Annotated in this window: 18 protein-coding genes; 11 read left to right on the top strand and 7 right to left on the bottom strand. The window is 44.9% G+C overall.

The window, feature by feature from the left end:
- Positions 1-68: 68 nt before the first annotated feature.
- Together WQ57_RS23055 and aroD are read left to right on the top strand one after the other, a co-directional pair.
- The gene (locus WQ57_RS23055; protein ID WP_046526019.1) at positions 69-611 is read left to right on the top strand and encodes a shikimate kinase; all 543 of its coding nucleotides are present in this window, start codon (positions 69-71) and stop codon (positions 609-611) included.
- A 33-nt stretch (positions 612-644) separates the two neighbouring features.
- Entirely contained in the window at positions 645-1,409 is a 765-nt protein-coding gene (gene aroD, locus WQ57_RS23050; protein ID WP_046525988.1) for a type I 3-dehydroquinate dehydratase, read from the top strand.
- Between the two features lie 86 nt (positions 1,410-1,495).
- On the opposite strand, the gene yfkAB is transcribed toward aroD, so the two are convergent.
- A complete protein-coding gene (yfkAB, locus tag WQ57_RS23045) occupies positions 1,496-2,623 on the bottom strand; it encodes a radical SAM/CxCxxxxC motif protein YfkAB (protein ID WP_156183206.1) in 1,128 nt (375 codons plus the stop codon).
- A 160-nt stretch (positions 2,624-2,783) separates the two neighbouring features.
- Here yfkAB and WQ57_RS23040 point away from each other — a divergent pair, with 160 nt between their 5' ends.
- Both WQ57_RS23040 and WQ57_RS23035 read left to right on the top strand, forming a co-directional pair.
- Entirely contained in the window at positions 2,784-3,809 is a 1,026-nt protein-coding gene (locus WQ57_RS23040) for an STAS domain-containing protein (protein ID WP_046525987.1), read from the top strand.
- A gap of 22 nt (positions 3,810-3,831) precedes the next feature.
- A complete protein-coding gene (locus WQ57_RS23035) occupies positions 3,832-4,674 on the top strand; it encodes an STAS domain-containing protein (protein WP_046525986.1) in 843 nt (280 codons plus the stop codon).
- 56 nt (positions 4,675-4,730) lie between these two features.
- On the opposite strand, the gene WQ57_RS23030 is transcribed toward WQ57_RS23035, so the two are convergent.
- Positions 4,731-6,644 carry an alkaline phosphatase family protein gene (locus WQ57_RS23030; RefSeq protein ID WP_046525985.1) on the bottom strand — a complete coding sequence of 638 codons (1,914 nt, stop codon included), beginning with the start codon at positions 6,642-6,644 and terminating at the stop codon, positions 4,731-4,733.
- A gap of 196 nt (positions 6,645-6,840) precedes the next feature.
- Between WQ57_RS23030 and WQ57_RS23025 the strand changes: the two genes are divergently transcribed.
- Both WQ57_RS23025 and WQ57_RS23020 read left to right on the top strand, forming a co-directional pair.
- The gene (locus tag WQ57_RS23025; RefSeq protein WP_046525984.1) at positions 6,841-7,713 is read left to right on the top strand and encodes a YsnF/AvaK domain-containing protein; all 873 of its coding nucleotides are present in this window, start codon (positions 6,841-6,843) and stop codon (positions 7,711-7,713) included.
- A gap of 202 nt (positions 7,714-7,915) precedes the next feature.
- Positions 7,916-9,373: an alanine/glycine:cation symporter family protein gene (locus WQ57_RS23020; protein ID WP_046525983.1), complete on the top strand. Its 1,458-nt coding sequence runs from the start codon at positions 7,916-7,918 to the stop codon at positions 9,371-9,373.
- Positions 9,374-9,477: 104 nt separating this feature from the next.
- Here WQ57_RS23020 and WQ57_RS23015 read toward each other — a convergent pair whose 3' ends face one another.
- Positions 9,478-10,743 (bottom strand): sensor histidine kinase, encoded by a 1,266-nt coding sequence (locus tag WQ57_RS23015; RefSeq protein WP_046525982.1) that lies wholly within the window; start codon positions 10,741-10,743, stop codon positions 9,478-9,480.
- 270 nt (positions 10,744-11,013) lie between these two features.
- On the opposite strand from WQ57_RS23015, the gene WQ57_RS23010 reads away from it, so the two are divergent.
- On the top strand, positions 11,014-11,580 hold the full coding sequence (locus WQ57_RS23010) for a M15 family metallopeptidase (protein WP_046525981.1): 567 nt from the start codon (positions 11,014-11,016) through the stop codon (positions 11,578-11,580).
- 98 nt (positions 11,581-11,678) lie between these two features.
- On the opposite strand, the gene WQ57_RS23005 is transcribed toward WQ57_RS23010, so the two are convergent.
- The 3 genes from WQ57_RS23005 to WQ57_RS22995 form a co-directional block, all read right to left on the bottom strand.
- Positions 11,679-12,905 (bottom strand): NAD(P)/FAD-dependent oxidoreductase, encoded by a 1,227-nt coding sequence (locus WQ57_RS23005; RefSeq protein WP_052948856.1) that lies wholly within the window; start codon positions 12,903-12,905, stop codon positions 11,679-11,681.
- 411 nt (positions 12,906-13,316) lie between these two features.
- Positions 13,317-13,529 carry a hypothetical protein gene (locus WQ57_RS23000; protein WP_046525979.1) on the bottom strand — a complete coding sequence of 71 codons (213 nt, stop codon included), beginning with the start codon at positions 13,527-13,529 and terminating at the stop codon, positions 13,317-13,319.
- A complete protein-coding gene (locus WQ57_RS22995; protein WP_156183203.1) occupies positions 13,526-13,645 on the bottom strand; it encodes a 3-methyladenine DNA glycosylase in 120 nt (39 codons plus the stop codon). Before WQ57_RS22995 ends, WQ57_RS23000 begins: the two co-directional genes overlap by 4 nt.
- 214 nt (positions 13,646-13,859) lie before the next feature.
- Here WQ57_RS22995 and WQ57_RS22990 point away from each other — a divergent pair, with 214 nt between their 5' ends.
- From WQ57_RS22990 to WQ57_RS22975, 4 genes are all read left to right on the top strand, one after another.
- The gene (locus WQ57_RS22990; protein ID WP_046525977.1) at positions 13,860-14,684 is read left to right on the top strand and encodes a cyanophycinase; all 825 of its coding nucleotides are present in this window, start codon (positions 13,860-13,862) and stop codon (positions 14,682-14,684) included.
- Positions 14,674-17,295, top strand: coding sequence for a cyanophycin synthetase (gene cphA / locus WQ57_RS22985; protein ID WP_046525976.1), 2,622 nt, complete (start codon positions 14,674-14,676; stop codon positions 17,293-17,295). Before WQ57_RS22990 ends, cphA begins: the two co-directional genes overlap by 11 nt.
- A gap of 143 nt (positions 17,296-17,438) precedes the next feature.
- Complete coding sequence (locus WQ57_RS22980; protein WP_046525975.1) at positions 17,439-18,188, top strand: hypothetical protein; 750 nt, start codon at positions 17,439-17,441, stop codon at positions 18,186-18,188.
- 188 nt (positions 18,189-18,376) lie between these two features.
- Positions 18,377-19,846: a UDP-N-acetylmuramoyl-L-alanyl-D-glutamate--2,6-diaminopimelate ligase gene (locus WQ57_RS22975; RefSeq protein WP_046526017.1), complete on the top strand. Its 1,470-nt coding sequence runs from the start codon at positions 18,377-18,379 to the stop codon at positions 19,844-19,846.
- A 103-nt stretch (positions 19,847-19,949) separates the two neighbouring features.
- Here WQ57_RS22975 and WQ57_RS26380 read toward each other — a convergent pair whose 3' ends face one another.
- The gene (locus tag WQ57_RS26380; RefSeq protein ID WP_084820357.1) at positions 19,950-20,054 is read right to left on the bottom strand and encodes a YjcZ family sporulation protein; all 105 of its coding nucleotides are present in this window, start codon (positions 20,052-20,054) and stop codon (positions 19,950-19,952) included.
- Position 20,055 lies beyond the last annotated feature (1 nt).

Below are 20,055 nucleotides of genomic sequence, written 5' to 3'. Positions count from 1 at the left end.
AAACATTTACGTATTCTTGTTTTTCTTCTATAATGAACCTGTTGCAGTAGGGAGGTGATGGGGTGGATATCCGTGAAACACCCCTTAAGGAAAAAAGTATAGTGTTTATCGGCTTTATGGGAGTTGGAAAAACCACAATTGGAAAAGCAGTTGCCAAAAAGCTGTATCGGGATTTTGTAGATATAGATGAAGAAATTGAAAAGGAATTCCAGATGCCTGTACAGCAGATTTTCAAGGAAATAGGCGAAAAAGCATTTCGGAAAAAAGAAAAAGAAATAATTATTGAGCAGTGCCGTAGCAAACTTAAAATCATTTCCGTGGGAGGCGGCGCCTTCCTGCAGGAGGAAATCAGAAAAGAATGCTTGTCTTCCTGTATTGTTTTCTTCCTCGATCTCTCGTGGGATTCCTGGAAGGAACGCATCAGTCTGATCATTGATAGCAGGCCCGTTTTACAGGGGAAAACACTCGAAGAAATCGAAGAGCTTTTCTACAAAAGGCAGGAAGCATACTCGGTACACCATTCTAAGGTAATTACCGATAACCATGAGGTGGAAGAGGTAGCACAGTACATAGTTGATTCGCTGAAGCTTGCCTGGGAACTATACAGCTGAGCCATTTATAAGAAAGGGAGAGGAGGCGGTCAAATGAAAAGACAGTTGACCGTAAGAGGAGTTGTCATCGGTACGGGAATGCCCAAAGTGTGTGTTCCGCTGACAGGAAAATCAATATCGGAACTTAGGGAAGAAGCTGCCCTGATTAAAAGCGTGGATGCCGACATGGTTGAATGGCGTGCCGACTTTTTTAATGACATTGAAGAGTTTGAGGAGGTAATGGCAGCTTTAACCGTAATTCGGAGCTCCTTGCCGGAAATTCCGCTTATTTTCACATTCCGGTCAAGCAAAGAGGGCGGCGAAAAGGAACTCAGCCTTGAAGGGTATGTCAAATTGAATGAGCGTGTAACAGAATCTGGCCTTGTAGATTTCATTGATGTTGAGCTTTTCAGCGATGAAGGAACTGTTAAGAGGCTTGTGAAAACGGCTCACGAAAATCGTGTTCTGGTCATCGTTTCTACGCATGATTTTGAAAAGACTCCTCCTAAAGAAGAAATCCTTTACCGGCTGCGCAAAGCACAAGAGCTTGGCGCGGACCTTCCAAAAATCGCTGTCATGCCGAAAGACGCTTCCGATGTACTAACGCTGCTAGAGGCTTCACACATGATGTCCACCCAGTATGCAGACAGGCCGATTGTGGCCATTTCAATGGCAGGAACCGGAATGGTCAGCAGGCTCTCTGGAGAACTGTTTGGCTCAGCCCTCACCTTCGCGACGGCAAAAAAAGCGTCTGCTCCCGGACAAATGCCGGCAGCAGAGCTGAAAAAGGTGTTATCCTTGCTTCACTATCAGGGGTAAAAGGCGAAATGTATCCGAGGTCCCATCCAAGAGGACATCATTCTTGATGGGGCCTCTTTGGCATGCCTTTTCATAATTGCCAAACCTTATCCCAGTTCGATGGCTGCTTTCCTGCTCGAAAAGTTGGTTCCTGGATAGTATTTGTCTTTAACAAGTACGTTTGGTCCAAGACATTGCACCTGGGGACAATGACAGTTTAAAGAGGCAGCCAGCGAAGAACGGCTCCAGCGTTCGTACACTTCCTCGAGGGAGTCACTTTTAACATTGCCCAATGGAGGAGTATCGCCAAAGTCAGTGACAATGACGTCCCCGCTAAAAATGTTGACATTCAGTCTGGAGCGTCCATCAGGATCGTTACGAACGCTCACATTTTTGGCTGACCGGATTCTCCGGAGCAGTTCCCAGTCTCCTGGCTGCTGGCTGCAAGCATAAAAGGGGAGTGTTCCAAAAAGCATCCATACTTCCTCATTTCGAATATCGAGCAAATGATGTATCGCAGAACGAATTTCATCTAAAGATAAGGTTATGAGCGAAGAAGCGAAATCGACTGGATACATTGGGTGGACTTCGTGACGCTTGCAGCCCATTTCCTGGGTGATTTGGCTGTGGATTTTCTCAAGATAAGGCAGCGTCCGTTTATTTAACATGGTCTCAGCCGACACGAGGACACCGGCCGCGGAGAGATCTTTGCTGTTGGCAATCATCTTTTTAAAGAGATCTTCCCTTTGCTGGTATGAAGGTTTGCGGTCCATCATGGCAAAGCCAGTTTCGATAAACTCCTCCTCCGTTCCCCAATTATGGGAAATATGGAGAACGTCCAGGAAAGGAATGATATCCTCATACCGGTCGAGGTCGATTGTTAAATTTGAATTTAGCTGGGTATATACTCCTCTTTCATGTGCATATTTCAGAAGGGGCAGCACATAGTCCTTTACCGACTTTGTGGAAAGCATGGGTTCCCCGCCGGTAATGCTCATGGAACGGAGTGCGGGTATTTCCTCCAGCCGCTTTAACAGGAGCTCGATGGGCAAGGCATCCGGATCCCTATGGCTTAGGGTATAGCCGACAGCACAATGCTTGCAGCGCATATTGCATAAAGTAGTCGTCGTAAATTCAATATTGGATAGAACCGGCTTTCCGTATTGACGGACATCCATATAAGCTTCCCACGGGTCAAACTGCGGGCTCACTTGTTTTTTAAGGTTTAAAGGCAAGGTGAACACTCCTTTATTTTATTTCACTGCCTTAGAATATAATAAAGAAATGTGGATGAATAGACTTTTGTTAGAAAAACAATGTACACTTAAACTTGAAGTTTTAATCCGGTATGTCCTGAGGGCATCATGATTTTTACATACAGGGGGTTTTTGGAGCATGACTGAGTCTTCCAATTCAAACATAGAAGTAGGCGGCCTAAAATTTGGCTGGAATATAGAACAAGGCCAGTTCCTCTTCGAAGGGGAAGATGCTGTCCTTTTTTGGATTTCATCTGCAATGAGAACATTCTTTGATACAATTGAGGAAATTTCCGGAGAAGAATCCGCAAGCCTTGTGCTGGAAGCAACTGGTTACCGCCAAGGATTGGTGGTCGGGGACTATTTCCGGAATATGAAAAACGTGAGCCATCGGGAAGCGGCTGATTTAATACCCAGCACCTATGCATCGGCAGGCTGGGGGAAAGCAAGCATCCTTGAAATGGATGAAACCAAAAGACAGATCAAGGTCCGCCTGCAGGACAGCTGGGAATACAAAATCAACAAGGCACAAGGAAAAAGCAAGGCCGGGACATATTTGCCTGCACATTACGCCGGTATCTATACGGGTCTATTTGGCGAGAACATCTGGTACCGGGTGGTTGAAAGCCAGCTTGAAGGTGCAGAGGCTGATCTGGTGGAATATTTCCCATCGGATATAACCATAAACAAGAATATCCATGAGTTAACCAGAAAGAAGGAGTCAACCGAAATCCAACGTCTCGAAATAATGGTTGAAAAACAGACTGCTGAGCTTAAGAATCTTGTAAGTGAATTGTCCTCGCCAATCATTCCGGTTCTGGAGGGAATTGTTGTTGTGCCGTTGGTAGGAAGATATGATAATAGCCGCTCCAATGAAATGATTGAAAAGACATTGAACAGCCTGCCAAAGAACGGAGCTAGATTTCTTGTTGTCGATATGACCGGCCTTCACTTGGATGAAGATAATTATACTGCCCATATGGTCGAGAAGCTGGGCTCGGCGGCATCATTGATTGGAACGGAAATGATATTGGTTGGTATATCTGCGGAACTTGGAGCACTGATGACAAATTCAGGATTCGGGTTTTCGAAATATCAATGCTTCCATACGCTTCAGCACGGGATTTACCACGCGCTAGCGCAGGATGGACGAAAAATTATCTAAATATGGAAAGTGGGAGAGAAGTTTGCACCGAAACAAGGATTTATACCATTATCTTCTAGACCGGGCAAGACATCTGACCGAAGAATGGTATGCAAGCCTGGATAAAAGTCAGACAGATGGGGTCTATTCTTCAACGGATCCAAAAGTAATCGAGGGCGTCAAGGCCCAGAATTATGCTTTTCATGAGCATTTTATCGAAATATTCAATACGGAAAATGAGGAGTTCACCACTCATTTTGATCAATGGATTCATGAAATCGCGACAGACCAGCAGCATGTAAATACACCGATTCACCATATTCTTAAAGAATTTATGAATACACGCTCCCAGTATTTGGACTTGGTCAGGGAATTTGCAAAGGAACATCCGGAAAAGGTTAAACCTGGCCAGATGGATGTGTGGCAGGAAGTTATTGTAAAGGTCCTGGATAACGTCATTTTGGAGTTCACCGAGGAAATGTACAAGCATTCCAAAAAACAGCTGCAAGCCCAGCAGGAGATGATAAATGAACTTAGTTCTCCAGTTATCTCTATTACGGGTGTTACCGCATTGCTGCCTTTGGTGGGGGACATTGATACTTCAAGGGCTAAAATGATTTTGGAAAATACGCTAAGTCAATGTTCTTCCAAGAGAGTGGAGCATTTATGCATCGATCTTTCAGGTGTGGTCATGATTGATACGATGGTGGCCCATCAAATTTTCCAGCTAATCAATGCTTTACAGCTGATTGGTGTCCAGACAACACTTTCTGGCATCAGGCCTGAAATTGCGTCAACCGCTGTCCAGCTGGGGTTATCGTTTACCGATATTGAAACCACCTCGACACTTGCTAAAGCTTTGGCTTCAAAACTTCCAGTGAGCTGAATGAATACTTGTTAAATCAGAAAAGGAACCAGCTTTTTGCTGGTTCCTTTTTTGATTTATTTATCTTTCTTTATTGCCTCTTTTATGACCTGACCTTCAACGAAACCTGGCGCGGGCAGGTCAAGGAGATTATATACGGTAGGTGCAATGTCAAGCGTGGATACAGGGCCGATGATGCCCCCTGCTTTTATCGCCGGGCCGGTGGCCATGAACACAGCCTTCAGTTCCTTCCTCCTCGGGTCACCGCCATGGCTTCCCAGCTCTTTTGTGGGCTGTACAGGATCAGTCAGTTTGCTTCCCATCATATATCCGGGAGCAGCCATCAGTAACAGCTCGCCTGCATTCGGATGGCTCGTAACGGTTTTCGCAGCAGTCACTATTTCATACGGATAAATTCGGCTACCTGGTAAATAAGTAAAAAATTGATTTGTTTTATCCTTAAAGGATTGCAAGGATTTCTCGGAAACGGAATCTGAAATAGCCTTTAAGTCATGTCCCAACCCCTTTAAGCTTATAGGAGCGACCACCGAGAATTTTTCAAATAAGCTGACCAGCTCCTTTTTAAGCTCCTCTTTCTCCTTGTCGGGCAGGTTTTTATTTAGATACACCTGGGCAGCCGAGCCGCTGGCAACGGCATAGGCATCTGAATTATTCTTGTCGATTTTCCCATCTCCGCCCATTTTAAGATAGCCTTTTTCCTTCAAAAGCTGATTCGGGGCAAGGATGGAATGGACAGGCTCCATTCCATGATCGGAGGCAAGCAGGAAATGGTCATTCTTCCCAAGGCTGTCAGTTATCCTGCCAACTACAGAGTCCGCAACTCGGTATGACCATTTTACGTAATCCATATATTCCGCAGACTTTTCTTTTGAATAGCCGGGCTGCCTGGGATTTTCCAGCAAAAAGTGATGTGATTCATGGTCAATATGGGGAATATAGGCCATCAGCAGGTCAGGTTTATATTTGTCTTTAATGTGAAGGGTGACATCACTTACCCAATCCGCAAATCTCGCTCCGATTTCTTCATATTCTTTCCGTGAAATCCAGCCTTCCTCGAAGGCCTTGACATCTTCCTGGACAGGAAAAAAGCCGAATTGATCAATAATTTCCTCTTCAAACTCTTCCGGACCGCCAAAAACGGCCGATTTGATTTCTGTTTGGTAAAAATAGGATTCTTCCAGGTTTTCATTAGCTTTTACCTTATACCAAAAGCCTGCGTTTTCATCATTTATCTTTAGGGGGAAGGCTCCCCATTCCTGGTTTTTGGTCTGTCCAACGTCTTTATTCAATTCTTCCGCGTCTCTTAAGATAAAGGTGTCATATTTTTTTTCTGAGTCATCTATGGTGTCAACTGCTAACAGGGATAGATGGAGATTTGATGCATCTTTCAGCTGAACGGGAATCTTTGCTTCCATGACAGGGCTGAAACTTTTAGGCACTGAATCCAGGCGGCCAGCGGGCTCGAAGGAAAGCTTTTCATAGGAGTGTTCAGCCAATGTTTCACCATAATAGACGGAATAGTCACCTTTCTCATCCGCACTTGGATTTGCCCCTGGAAACAGGACTGTAGCGGTGACCTTTCCGCTTTTTCGTGCTTCTTCCCATAGGGGAATCTTATCAAGGTTTTCCTTAAAGGCGTTTTCTTTCCTGGCTAAAGGCTCTTCAGGATCCTGCCATTTATTGCTGACCATACCCGTTTCGGAAGGCAAAGCACCTGTAGCCATCGCCGCATGGGAAGGCGCAGTCAGGGAAGGGGTGACCGTAATGGAATGTTCTGCGGCTATTCCACTTTCGGCAAGTGATTGAATATGGGGAAGAGACCCGTCCTGCATATATTGAAGAGTTAGATCATTCCTCATTCCGTCAACAGAAAGGAGAATGACCTTGTTGTTTTGCTCTATGGCGGAGGCAGCAGGTGCCAGTGAAAAAATCATTGATAAACATATGGCAATTATGTACTTCTTACTCAATGGATGTCCCTCCAAAAGTTATAGAATACCTACATATTCCTCATGGGGTCACTGTCCAAACCTTCAACAGCGATTCCCTCCCATATGGAGCCTCGAAAAAAAATTAGATGTTTGGATAAACTCTGATCGCGGGTATATCCTGATTACCAGGAGAAATGCTGGTTTACCAGAATGATTTTGAATGGAGGTAATATTTATGGCTAAAGAAGTAGTTGGTGTTTTTGATAACCAGGAGGATTTAATAGAAGCAATTGAAAGGTACAAAAAAGAAGGATATTCAGTCCAGGACTTTTCCATCATTGGAGACACACCGGATCTGTCGCCTGCATTTGAAAATCGGACAGGCGTAGTGACGGAAGACGTAAGCAATGTTAACAGGGAAAATGAAAACAAGGGCGGTTTCTGGCAGAACTTGCTAAACGTTTTTGATGGCGATGATAATTTGGGCGGAAATTCACCTTCCTTAAGCGACAGACTGGTCGGAGTGGGATTATCCGAGGATGCTGCGAGAGAATACGAAGGGGATGTCCGCAATGGCCGTATCATTCTCTTAACGGAAGGGGCGGTGCCTCAAGGCGGTGTTATTGCATCGGATAGAGAACGTGACTCTTATGCGGATTCTGTCAATGCATATGACACAGCAGGAATTGATAGGGGAGCAGATACGGTAGAGCAATCCCTTGAGCTAAAAGAAGAGCAGCTTGATATTTCCAAGGAACGTGTCCAGGCCGGTGAAGTGGAAATCCACAAAGAGGTAGTGGAAGATCAGGAAACCATCAATGTTCCGGTTACACGGGAAGAGGTATATGTAGAAAGGCGCGCTGTCAATGAAGAAACAGCGGATACTGTAACAGGTGATGACGAAACCATTCGGGTTCCAATTATGGAGGAAAAGGTGGAAGTCCATAAAAAGCCGGTAGTAAAAGAAGAATTGGTAGTTGGCAAGCGTGAAGTACAAGAAACAGAAAAGGTAAGGGAGAATCTGAAACGCGAGGAAGTAAACATTGAATCAGAAGCTGAAGGAAAGTTCACAGAGAGAAATATGAGCAGCGATTATAAAGACCGTTAAGTTCAGTCATAACTTAAGCCGCTTCCTTTGGGAGGCGGCTGTTTTGTGTTCCGCAAAGTCTTCCGGGCCACTTAATGATTAATTATGTCAACATTCCTTACACATTTTTTTAAAATTTTTCTTTACATATATTGTGCTGTACACATTAATTGCATATAATTCAAAATATAGAGAAAATTTAATAAGTATGGGAGGGAAAGAAGTGGAAGCAATAGTAAACTGGCTTAATAGTGTATTGTGGAGCACCCCGGTTATTTATATTTGTTTGGGTGTGGGGCTATTATTTTCTATTTTAACGAGATTTTTGCAAGTCAGGCACATCAAGGATATGGTATTGCTTATGTTCCAGGGGAAAAGTTCAGCTGCCGGGGTATCCTCATTCCAGGCATTATCACTTGCCCTGTCGGGAAGGGTCGGGACTGGGAATATCGCAGGAACTGCGACCGCCATTGCGATGGGGGGGCCAGGTGCGGTTTTTTGGATGTGGGCAATCGCTTTTATCGGGGCAGGCAGCGCGTTTGTAGAGTCTACTTTAGGCCAGATCTATAAAGTCAAGCAGGACGGTGTTTACCGCGGGGGCCCGGCTTACTACATTGAAAAAGGAATCGGGATCAAATGGTTTGCCGTCCTTTTTGCCATTTCAGCTCTCCTTGCCATGAGCATACTGATGCCGGGAATCCAGTCAAACTCCATTGCATTGGGCCTTGAAAATGCATTTGGATTAAGCCCGACAATCACAGGAATTATGCTTGTTATACTGCTGGGCTTGATCATTTTTGGCGGCGTCAGAAGGATTGCTACTGTTGCCCAATATGCTGTGCCATTCATGGCTGTCGGCTATATTCTGGTAGCCCTGGTGATAATCGGAATGAATATAACGGAGCTCCCAGGTGTATTTGCCCTGATCTTCAGCTCAGCCTTTGGAGCTGACTCCATGTTTGGGGGAATTATTGGCAGTGCGATTGCATGGGGTGTCAAACGCGGGATTTATTCGAACGAAGCCGGCCAGGGAACAGGGCCTCATGCAGCTGCAGCGGCCGAAGTATCACACCCTGCCAAACAGGGGTTGGTTCAGGCGTTTTCCGTATACATCGATACATTATTTGTGTGTTCCGCTACTGCGTTTATGATCCTGTTTACGGGTTCCTTTAATACTGTAGGGCCTGATGGTACTACACCAATTGTGGAAAACCTGCCGGGTGTTGAGGCGGGGCCAGGATTTACACAGGCAGCAGTGGAATCCGCCATACCAGGGTTTGGAGCAGGCTTTGTGGCCATTTCCCTATTCTTCTTTGCCTTTACCACAATCATGGCTTACTATTATATGGCTGAAACGAATATCGCTTACTTGACTAGAGGAAAAAACAGCAAACCGGCTATGTTCATTCTTAAAATTGTTATCCTTGGAGCAACTTTTTACGGGGCCGTCAAAACGGCTACACTCGCATGGGCATTGGGCGACGTAGGCCTTGGCTTGATGGTATGGCTGAACCTTATCGCCATTCTAATCCTGGCTAAGCCTGCATTGATTGCCCTCAAAGATTATGAAGAACAGAAAAAACAAGGACTTGATCCTGTATTCAATTCCACAAAACTAGGCATCAAAAATGCTGAGTATTGGGAAGAAGAATATAAGATTACCGATAAGGAAGTTTCCTGACAGGAAAGAGGCTGGAGAATTCTCCAGCCTCTTTCTGTGTCTCCCGCATGAATGTCACTTGCAGTGGATGCCATTATGGGTAGTCCCAGCCATAAGGCCGTTTCCTAAGAGAGGTTTTCCTTTCGGATATTTCTTGTGGAAGGAAACATAAAATGAAAGGCTGTGCCTTCTCCTTCACTGCTTTCCACCTGTATCGTCCCCTTCATCGCCCGCACAATACTGTACACCACCATCATGCCAAGCCCTGTGCCTTTCCCTTCCTTGGTTGAATAATACGGTTCTCCCAGCCTGTCCAGCTGGTCTTTGGTCATCCCAATTCCGGTATCTTTAATGGTAATCCCCACATGTGCAGGGGTGAAAAGAGTTTCAACGACCAGTTCGCCACCTGATGGCATGGCTTCAATGCCATTTTTCAGAACGTTTAAAAAGCATTGCCGGAACTTTTGGCGATCCCCTTCAACAAAGCCAACCCCTGCAAAATCTGAAGTAATCCGAACGGAATTTTTATTGGCCAATGGCTGAACTATCGTTAGTACATGGGCAAGTTCCCGCCTGATATTTAAGACTTCCACAGCTCCGAAGGAAGGCTTCGAAAAGGTTAGATAATCCTGAATCACTTTCTCTGCTGATTCCAGTTCCCCCTTCACCAGGGAAAGATATTCCTTACGTTTGGATGGCTGTACCCTGTCTTCCTGGAGCAGCTGGACAAAGCCAATTGCTGCTGTCAATGGATTGCGAATCTCGTGTGAAATGGCGGCTCCCATTTGTTCAACCACCTCTAGCTTTTTAGATTTGATCAGATGTTTTCTCATTAATAAATTCTTTCTTACAAATTCGACAGAGTAAGCCAATATGCATGTACCTAGTGATGGAATGAACAGATAGGCCATCCATACATCAAATTTCTCATGGGGGGGATTGATCCATTCTATATGAACCACTGTTCCGAAACTTACTATGAAAGTCGCCAATACGGCAAAGATGATTCTCCATTTTGCTTTCTGGCCGATAAACCAAGGGTGGAGACGCCAGAGAGAGAACGCCAGCAACCCGTAAAAAAGAATGTGGGTGAGGATCCCGGAATCTATGCCGTCAAGAGCCCGAGTCAGGATGGCTGTTGCTGCCAGCAACGGGCCGATTCCCAGGTAAAGGCCGCCGATAATGACAGGTACATCCCGAAGGTCAAGTCTAATGGTGTCAGTCAGGTTATAAGAGAAAGCGAAACAAAGGAAAATGCTCGATATATAATAAAGCGTGGCGGTCCGCTTTGGTATGGAATTCGTGCCTATGCGCTCTGTCCACATCAAGGAAATAAACATGAAGATAAGCAAGAGGGATAAATTGAATAAAAAGTGCCTGGTTATTTCCATTAGCATCACCACCGCATTCAGACCGTCTTAGAAAAATTTTACATGCTTTGGCTGGATTCGACAATCCCTTTTGACAATTTTCAAACTATTTATTACTTATTGGCCATTTCCGCTACCTTCATTGGGAAACCCTCTGAATCTCCATAAAGCGGCAATTTTAAGGAGAGTGGTAGAATCAATGAGAAGGGTCTGTAAGAAGGTCTCTTTTTTAATGAAACCAAATGGGCATCTTGTTCGTTATTATAAATACAATGAAAGGAAGGATTTGCAGTGAAAAAGAAAAGGTCCAACAGTGCAGTCCTGCCATTTATATTCGTGTTGGCTGTTCTGGTTCTATATTTCAAATTTCTTGACCAGCCAGGCCTGAATGAAGATATACCATTGCCCGAGGGCCTTCATCCCCATGTTGCACAGCAGGCGGATTTGCTTGTCCGGCAGGCGGCAGACAAAGGGATTTCAATTATTATTACGGATGGATTCAGAAGTTTTGAAGAGCAGGATTCCTTATATGCCAGGGGGAGGACGGCTGGCGGGAACATTGTCACCCATGCCCAAGGCGGTGAGTCCTTTCATAACTTTGGTTTAGCGATTGATTTTGCCTTAAAGGCTGACAGCGGGAAAGCTCTTTGGGACATGGAATATGACGGCAATGGAAATGGCCAATCGGATTGGCTTGAAGTGGTTGAACTTGCTAGGGGACTTGGCTTTGAATGGGGCGGAGATTGGAAGCACTTCAAGGACTACCCCCATTTGCAAATGGATTTTGGGCTTACCATTCGAGAGCTTCAGAGGGGGAAACGCCCGCCCGAGCAGCCTTTAACAGTTGGAAACATGTAAACGAAGGCAGGCCTGTTAAAGGCCTGCCTTTAAAGTGACACTTAGAAGCTATCCGTCTTCCGAGCTTGTCGTGGCTGAGCAAGGCGTGTCCGCTCTTGTTATTTATTTTGGGGAGCAGTCTTTAAATAAGGCTTGGCTAACTTTGAAAATTGCCTGATGACAAGTGTGGGACCGCCCAATACAAATAAATATCTAGCTTCGATTACTTGTTTCATAAAAGCCGCAAACAGTCCGTTGATTTTAAATCCGAATACATTGCCAACGGCGGCCGTGTTGCCAATGGAGGCAACTGTTCCTTTATGGCTGTACTGGAATTCACGCAAACTTTCTCCCCTCAGCGCGGCAATGATATTTGGAGCGCACAGTTCGGCCTGCTGGATCGCCACTTGGGCAGTAGGAGGAAGAGCCTCTGTTTCGTTCTTCATAAAACGCGCTGCGTCTCCGATGCAAAAAACGTTTTTCATGCCTTGAACCCGAAGGTGCCGGTCAACCTTGACCCTGCTTTTTTCAATTGGCAGTCCCAGCTTTTCAAGCAGGGTGTTGCCCCTGACACCGCCGGACCAAATTAAGGTTCTCGAAGGCAGGGTAGTCCCGTTGTCAAGTTTAATGGCAGTGTCTGTGCATTCAAGTATTTTAGTTGAAGTCATGAGCTCGATTCCGTACTTTTTCACATAATTAGAAGTATAGTCAATGGCCTTTTGGTCAAAGCCTGGCAGGACGGAACCCGAAGCTTCCACGTTGATGATTCTTGTCTCCGAAACTGGAATATTGTAGATTTTGCACATTCCCGGTATGGCTTCTGCCAGTTCACCAATCATTTCAATTCCTGTAAAACCGGCACCGGCAACCACAAAGGTTAGCCTGGAAGGATCTCGGTCTTCCTTGTAGGCTTCGAACTGATGCAGGAGGTGATAGTAAATGGCCTTCGTACTCCTGAAGCTGCGAATCTTAAAAGCGTTCTCCTTAACACCAGGAATCCCAAAGGTATCTACTTCAAAACCGAGAGAAAGCAGCAAATAATCATAGGAAACTTTTTCACCATTTTCAAGATGCACTTGCTGGCTGTTAAAATCTACTGAATCAATGACGCCCTTTTTGAACCGAATCTTATCGGTTTGAATCAAATTAGGGATATGGATGGTTATTTTATCGTCAGTGGCTGTACCGGCCCCTGTTTTATGTAGCTGTGTCGCAATATAATGATAATCATGCTTATTGATAAGAGTTACTTCAGCCTCTCCTTCTCTTAAGAGTTTGCCCAGCTTTCTGCTAGTAACCAGTCCTCCGTACCCTCCGCCAAGAATAACAATTTTTTTTGCTTTCAAGATAATTCCTTCTTTCTGATAAATGATAGGTTAAATTTATGCAAAATGAATCACAAGATTTCCTGAAAACATAAGCGAACAAGCCGCTTTTTTTTGATTTGTGAAAAATTTCACATTATCGAGCATGATTTTATAATACGATAGAAGAACGGCTTCTTCAATTGGTTCTATTGAGGAAATTATTACGAAAGATTGACAATATACAATGTAAGGGCTTTAAAAATTAAAAGAAGAGGAAGCAGAAAAAAAGTGAAACAACTTGCGGAGAAAAGGGGGCCTCAAGACCGAATGAGCCTTCCATCCGGACTGCTCCCGAAGAAAAAACATCAGGAGCAGTTCTAAACAAGCCCCGTGGCATAAAAAATTGTCGAGAAAGAACTCTTTCTCGACAATCTGGGAAGCAGCTTCCCCTCATTTTTCCTCATAATCCACTTTGTATTTCTCCTGTGTTGATGAATTATCTTTTATGATGGATCCATTTTTTTCTTCGGCTTGCTCCTGTTTTAAATCTTCGACTGGCAGGGCATCGACTGTCTGCTCACTTTCAAACATGTCATGAAGGCTTTCTTTGTCAGTAGGGTACTGTTCAGGATTATCCATTGATTTGCGCTTTTCCTGCCTCATTTATTGTTATCTTCTTTCGTTTTGGTTTTATCTCCTTCACGCTGAGGTTCGATGTCGATATTGTGTTCCTTCTTTCGTTCTTGCTCAACAGAGTTGTTCTTATCATTATTCATCATTGTAACCTCCTTGTATTCAGTGATAATTTACAGTACCCGATTCTGGACGAATGAAAACAAGCCGTGTTTGGGTAACCTGTTATAGGGGCAAAAATTCTTGATTTGGAGAATAGCTTATACCAGCTTGGAATATACTATATATTCTTCTGGCCTTAATGGCCGAACGGAATATGCTATGTGCGTACGATATTGAAAAGAAAGGTGAAAAACTAAAATGAGTGCAGGCAAATTGCTGATTATTGGCGGCAATGAAGAAAAATGTACAGAGGGAGAGATTCTGGAAACGTTTATTCACCTTGCAGGAGATTTGAAAAATGGAGGAATCGCGATATTGCCGACAGCTTCCCAAATCCCAAATGAAGTGAGTGCGGACTATATTGACGTCTTTAAAAAGCTTGGGGTAGACAAAATTGAAGTTTTGCAAGTGGATTCCCGGGCCAAGGCCGAATCTACTGATATTATTGAGAAAGCTGCCAATCTATCCGCCTTATTCATCACGGGAGGCGACCAGAAAAGGCTCTCTCAGTTTATCAGGGGAACCAGGCTGCACCAGCTGATATACGATAAATGGCAATCTGGCATGCTGATTGCCGGAACAAGTGCCGGGGCTTCCATCATGGGTGAAGAAATGATTGTGTATGCCGAAATGAAGAGTAATGAAGAAGAACGGCTTAAGATTGAAATGGGAAAGGGCTTTGGATTCAAGAAGGAGCTTCTAATTGACCAGCATTTTTCCCAGCGAGGCCGGTTTGGAAGGCTGATAGGGGCAATTGCAGAGAATCAGGAGCTAATCGGGATCGGCATTGACGAAAATACTGCCATCATCGTGAATGGGGACGAGTTTGGTGTAATAGGAGAACATCAGGTTTTTATAATAGACGGAAAAGATGGAAGGCTTGTGGATTTTGTCCGGTCGGAAAATGGAGGAGAAGAACTGACAATCACGGACTTTAAGCTGCATGCCCTGACAGATGGCTATGGCTTTAACCTGTCCTCCAGGAAGATTATGAAAGGAAAGGGTCACCAGAATGAAGATTAATCGTGTAAGGTACTTAAAAGGTCCCAATTACTTTAATTATAAACCTACTATATGGATTGAATTGGACTTGGAAGAACTGGAGTACCAGCCTTCAAATTTAATTGGCGGCTTTCAGGAAAAGCTCCTTACACTGCTTCCCGGGCTGCGCCAGCATACATGTTCCATGGGTTATGAAGGGGCATTTGTTGATCGGCTCACCGAAGGAACGTGGATGGGGCATATCCTGGAACATATGGCAATTGAACTTCAAAATTTGGCAGGAGTGAAGGTTTCGCATGGAAAGACTGTCACCAGCAGGCAAAAAGGTATTTACTTTGTCACTTTTGAATGTAAAGAGCCCGAGTCCGGGTATTTTGCCTTTGAAGCGGCAAAGCAGATTGTCCTTCGGATTCTTGGCGGGAGCGAGCAGATTGATGTGGCAGGATATGTAAGACGTATTTCCGAACTGTACTATGAGAATAAATTAGGCCCGAGTACAGAAGCCATCCTGGAAGCGGCAATCCGAAAAAAAATCCCGGCTGAACGGGTAGGCAAAGACAGTTTGATTCGTCTGGGTACAGGCTCCAGGCAAAAGTTTGTCCAGGCAACGATCACCAGCCAGACCTCGTTCATGGCTGTGGAAAACTCATGTGATAAACAAGTTACAAAGGATATTCTTCATAGCTGTGGCTTGCCTGTTCCCAAAGGAGAAATAGTGGCCTCCTTGGAAGAAATTTTTAAGGCGGCGGGCAAAGTTGGATTTCCGCTTGTGATTAAGCCACGGAACGGCAGGCAGGGTCAGGGAGTGATCACAAATATCAAGAATAAGCAGGAACTGTTTAATGTGGTTCATTGTATGGATGGTCATGTTAAAGAGTATATCATTGAGCAATATTACGAGGGTCATGATTACCGGCTTTTGGTTGTGGATGGCAAATTAGTCGCGGCCAGTCTCCGCCTGCCGCCATTTATCATTGGGAACGGCCACGATTCCATACGCAGATTGATAGAAATCGAGAATGAAAATCCCCTTAGAGGGGAGGGGCATGAAAAACCAATGACGAAAATCCCTTTCAATTATACTGTAGCCTGTTTCCTGGAGAAATTTAATCTTAGCCTCGATTCTGTTCCGTCAAGGGGGCAGGTAGTCCAGGTGGTCGGAAACGCCAACCTTTCTACTGGGGGGCAGGCCATTGACGTAACGGATGAAATACATCCCACCGTTGTGGAGATTGCTGTGGCAGCCGCAAAGGCAGTGGGACTTGATATTGCAGGAATCGACCTGGTCAGCAGGGATATAACAAAGCCTTTTTGCTTTGAAGAATCAGCCATCATCGAGGTGAATGCGGCACCCGGCATCAGGATGCACCACTTTCCCAGCAAAGGCAAAAGCAGGGATGCCGGCAAAGCAATTGTTGATTACCTTTTCAGGGATCGGGAGGAAGCGTCCATTCCGATTATTTCCGTAACTGGTACTAATGGCAAAACAACAACAACGCGGATGATCGCACACTTTCTTGATGCTGATGGCCGAACAGTCGGGATGACCAATTCCGATGGCGTGTATATTGGCAGCCAATGCATTGATGAAGGGGATTGCAGCGGGCCAATCAGCGCCAGAAAGGTACTGGCCAGTCCACAGGTAGATATCGCTGTCCTTGAAACAGCCAGAGGGGGCATTCTCAGGGAAGGATTGGCCTTTCGTTATTGCGATGTGGGTGTAGTGACGAATGTTGCCGAAGATCATTTAGGTCTTGATGGCATCGAGACCTTTGACCAGCTGGTTAAACTAAAAAGGCTGATTCCAGAAGTTGTGATAGAAGGCGGCAGCTGTGTGCTTAATGCTGATGACCCGGAGGTTGCCAAGATGGCTTCCTATTCAAAAGGCCAGATCGTCTATACTTCCCTGGAAGAGAGGAATATTCATATCCAGGACTCTTTGCGAAAGGGGAGAACATCATGGTATGTCGACAGATCCGGACAGATTATCTGCAGCGATAAAGGGAAAAAGATTCCTTTCCTGCCGGCCCGGGATATCCCGGTAACCTTTAATGGCACGGCCAGGCATAACCTCGCCAACCTACTGCAAGCCTTAGCGGCTTCCTATGCACAAGGAATCGAAATGGAGGTACTTAAAGAAAGAGCCTTATCGTTCCTGCCTGACTTTCACTTTTCGAAGGGGCGCTTCAATAAGCTTGATAAGGAAGGCAGACAAATCATTATTGACTATGCCCACAATTACGCCGGACTGAAGGCAATTTTCGAAGCTGTTCAGGCAATGAATGCCAAGAGGGTCATTACCGTCCTTTCTGCGCCGGGAGACAGGCTTGATGATGATATTAAAGACCTTGGACGGCTGGCAGCATCCAAATCGGATATCATGATTATTAAAGAAGATGCCGAATTAAGAGGGAGAAGATCATTGGAGGTTCCCGCTATCCTGAAAAAAGCAGCATGCACCAGCCTTTCAGACAACCAAATTCATTTGGTTCCGGCAGAAGTTGAAGCGTTTATAAAAGCATGGGAGCTTTCAAACGCAGGAGATTTGCTGCTGATGCTGTATGAGGACTTTTCGAAAGTTCAGCAATTTATCAGCTATTGCGGGGAAAATTCCAGCAAAACGAAAAAATAATCTTTTAGCTCAATCCAAATGGATTTGAGTTTTTTTTGCTTCTTAATGAATGGAAGCCCTCATACTATTCTATAATGGCATTTTCTTTAACAAGCAAGGCGCTTGCGCTTTTCTTAAAGGGAACTCTTTGGAAGGAGGGCAATATGATCAGGATTGCAACCGCTCCGAACGGGATTCATCCCGACAGCCTTCAAGGGGTAAAAAGAGAGATATTTATGGCAATGAATGCAAGCAGGGAAATCTTCAGTTTTTTTACACCTGGTGAGTTATTATTCGAGCTTCAGCTTAGGGAAAATATCATGAATGCAGCCCACCAGATGCATCAAAGCGGGGCAGCCTTTACTACGTTCCAGTATTCACAGTTTAATCCCGCATACTGGGTCCGGAGCAGCCGTGGCTATCTTTTGCGGCCGGACGTACTTCCGTCTGATGCAATCAGGGATGTTTTCAATAATGGGAAAATCTATGGCTTCGAATGTTCAACGGCCATGGTTTTCATTTTCTATAAAGCCGTATTGGATTCCATTCGTCCATCCGACTTTAATTATTTGTTTGGAGGTCTGCTGGTCTGGAACTGGAATTATGACCCTGACCTAGTCATTGTGACTCGAAGGGGAACAGAATTCATTCCTGGGGATGTAGTGTATTTTTATAACCCTGACCATAAACAGGTGATATGGCTGGGGGAAAATGCCGTATTCCTTGGTAATGACCAATATTTTGGACATGGCATAGGTGTAAAAATGGCAAAGGAGATGATTGAGGCCTTAAACACTTTGAGAAAGGAAGGAGCCACCAGGTCAGCCTATTTATTAAATCAGCATAGCAGGCTGGATGCTAAATACTTCCACCGATATGCAAGGAATTCCCAACAATTTAGGAAGGAAGGCTGAGCGGCGCTCGGCCTTTTTTTTATTTCTGCAATAAAAGCTGAGCCCAATTTCTTATTTTCAAATGGCAGCCCAAGAAGTCGGCAAAAACATGGATAAGTTTTATTAATTAGGGAATATAAAAGGAGACGTAATATTTTCATTTAACTGTTTGCTAAAGATTGATGGCAGGAAAAAAGGGAGTTATGGCAATGAAATTAGTTAAGCTGCTCGAAAACCTGGGGTTGGGACTCGAAAAAGATCTGCATCCAAAAGATGTTGATATCCTGGGAATCCAAAAGGATTCGCGTAAAATAAAAAAAGGTGATTTGTTTGTAGCTATTTCTGGTTACGAAAGTGATGGGCATGGCTATATTGAGGAAGCAATCAAAAATGGGGCTGTTGCTGTTGTGGGGGAAATGGATTTATCATTACCCATCCCTTATGTCAAGGTGGCTGACAGCCGCATAGCTCTTGGCCAATTGGCCAGTATTTTTTATGGCTTTCCTTCACGGAAGAAAAAGGTGATTGGCATAACGGGAACCAACGGAAAAACGACGGTGGCGTTCATGATTCGACATATCCTTAATTCGGCAGGCAAATCCGCGTCCTTGCTGGGGACCGTTGCTTACATGATTAATAATGAAGTGTACAAGCCTGAAAATACCACCCCTGACGCCCTTTTGCTTCAGGAACTTTTATCAAAGAGCCAGGATGAATTTGCGATTTTGGAGGTATCCTCCCATGCCCTGGTGCAGGGCCGGGCAGAAGGACTTGAAATAGATTATGGTTTGTTCACAAACTTGTCCCATGATCACCTGGACTACCACCAGACGATGGATGAGTACTATCAGGCTAAGGTTTCAATGTTTGATTATTTAAAGCCTGAAGGGAAAGCCGTTATTTCCGTGTTAAGCGATTGGGGTGAACGCTTAGGCACCGATTTGGACGGTAAAGGCGTTCCTTTTGCCTCGCTGGGATGCAAGGGAGCCCACGATATAGTGATTGAAGACATTGTTTTGAATGGAAAAACAACTTTCACTCTAAATACTGGTCTGCACCGGTATGAAGTTAACCTCCCCTGTCCGGGCCGCCATAATGTTTTTAATGCGGCGCTCGCCTTTTTGACTGCTTTGGAAATTGGTTTGGCACCGGAAGAAATCGTCCATGCGCTTGAGCATTTCCCAGGGGTTCCCGGAAGATTCGAAATGGTGCCCCATCCTTCAGGAGCAACCTTTATTATTGATTACGCCCATACGCAGGATGCGATTGAATACTGCCTGCAGGCGGCTATAGACCATAATGCAAGGCATATTACCCATATATATGGATTCCGGGGTGACCGCGACATTTCCAAGCGGGAGCATATGGTAAGGACATCTTCGGGTATGTGTGATAAATTCATCCTTACTTTTGATGATTTAAATGGGATCCCGGAAGAGGAGATGATAAGGGAGCTTAGAGATTTGAATGACCGTTTTGGCCAGGAAAAGGGGTCTGTCATTCCTGATCGGACCTTGGCTATCCAAATGGCCTGGAATCAGGCGAAGAACGGAGACTGGGTGATCATAACCGGCAAAGGACCGGAAGAGTATAAAACAGAATTCAAGCTTCCAGTCTCATCTGATAAAGAGGCGCTGGTCTACCTCCAGCAGGAGAGCACCCAGGAACAATTTGCCTAATCAGGAAGACCGCCTATGTTAAGCGGTCTTTTTGGTGTGAAGACTGGGCGCAAAAAAGTGTCCGGATTATCCGGACACTTTTTCCAGTTGAGTGAGTTCGGGCTTAATAGTAGCCGTAACCCCAAGAAGCACCAATAATGATCAATAGAATGAACAAAACAACAAGCAAGGCGAAACCTCCGCCGTATCCGCAGCGTCCATCAGACATT

Origin of the sequence: Mesobacillus campisalis (assembly GCF_000986785.1) — a bacterium.
Classification (GTDB): Bacteria; Bacillota; Bacilli; order Bacillales; family Cytobacillaceae; genus Mesobacillus_B; species Mesobacillus_B campisalis.
The sequence above is the reverse complement of the archived record's forward strand: the minus strand, read 5'-3'. Positions and strand labels throughout refer to the sequence as shown.

Excerpts from the sequence above, each read along its gene's own strand:
- aroD (WP_046525988.1), top strand. The coding sequence starts at position 645 with ATGAAAAGACAGTTGACCGTAAGAGGAGTTGTCATCGGTACGGGAATG.
- WQ57_RS23040 (WP_046525987.1), top strand. The coding sequence starts at position 2,784 with ATGACTGAGTCTTCCAATTCAAACATAGAAGTAGGCGGCCTAAAATTT.
- WQ57_RS23025 (WP_046525984.1), top strand. The coding sequence starts at position 6,841 with ATGGCTAAAGAAGTAGTTGGTGTTTTTGATAACCAGGAGGATTTAATA.
- WQ57_RS23015 (WP_046525982.1), bottom strand. The coding sequence starts at position 10,743 with ATGGAAATAACCAGGCACTTTTTATTCAATTTATCCCTCTTGCTTATC.
- WQ57_RS23000 (WP_046525979.1), bottom strand. The coding sequence starts at position 13,529 with ATGAGGCAGGAAAAGCGCAAATCAATGGATAATCCTGAACAGTACCCT.
- WQ57_RS22995 (WP_156183203.1), bottom strand. The coding sequence starts at position 13,645 with ATGATGAATAATGATAAGAACAACTCTGTTGAGCAAGAACGAAAGAAG.
- WQ57_RS22990 (WP_046525977.1), top strand. The coding sequence starts at position 13,860 with ATGAGTGCAGGCAAATTGCTGATTATTGGCGGCAATGAAGAAAAATGT.
- cphA (WP_046525976.1), top strand. The coding sequence starts at position 14,674 with ATGAAGATTAATCGTGTAAGGTACTTAAAAGGTCCCAATTACTTTAAT.
- WQ57_RS22980 (WP_046525975.1), top strand. The coding sequence starts at position 17,439 with ATGATCAGGATTGCAACCGCTCCGAACGGGATTCATCCCGACAGCCTT.
- WQ57_RS22975 (WP_046526017.1), top strand. The coding sequence starts at position 18,377 with ATGAAATTAGTTAAGCTGCTCGAAAACCTGGGGTTGGGACTCGAAAAA.
- WQ57_RS26380 (WP_084820357.1), bottom strand. The coding sequence starts at position 20,054 with ATGTCTGATGGACGCTGCGGATACGGCGGAGGTTTCGCCTTGCTTGTT.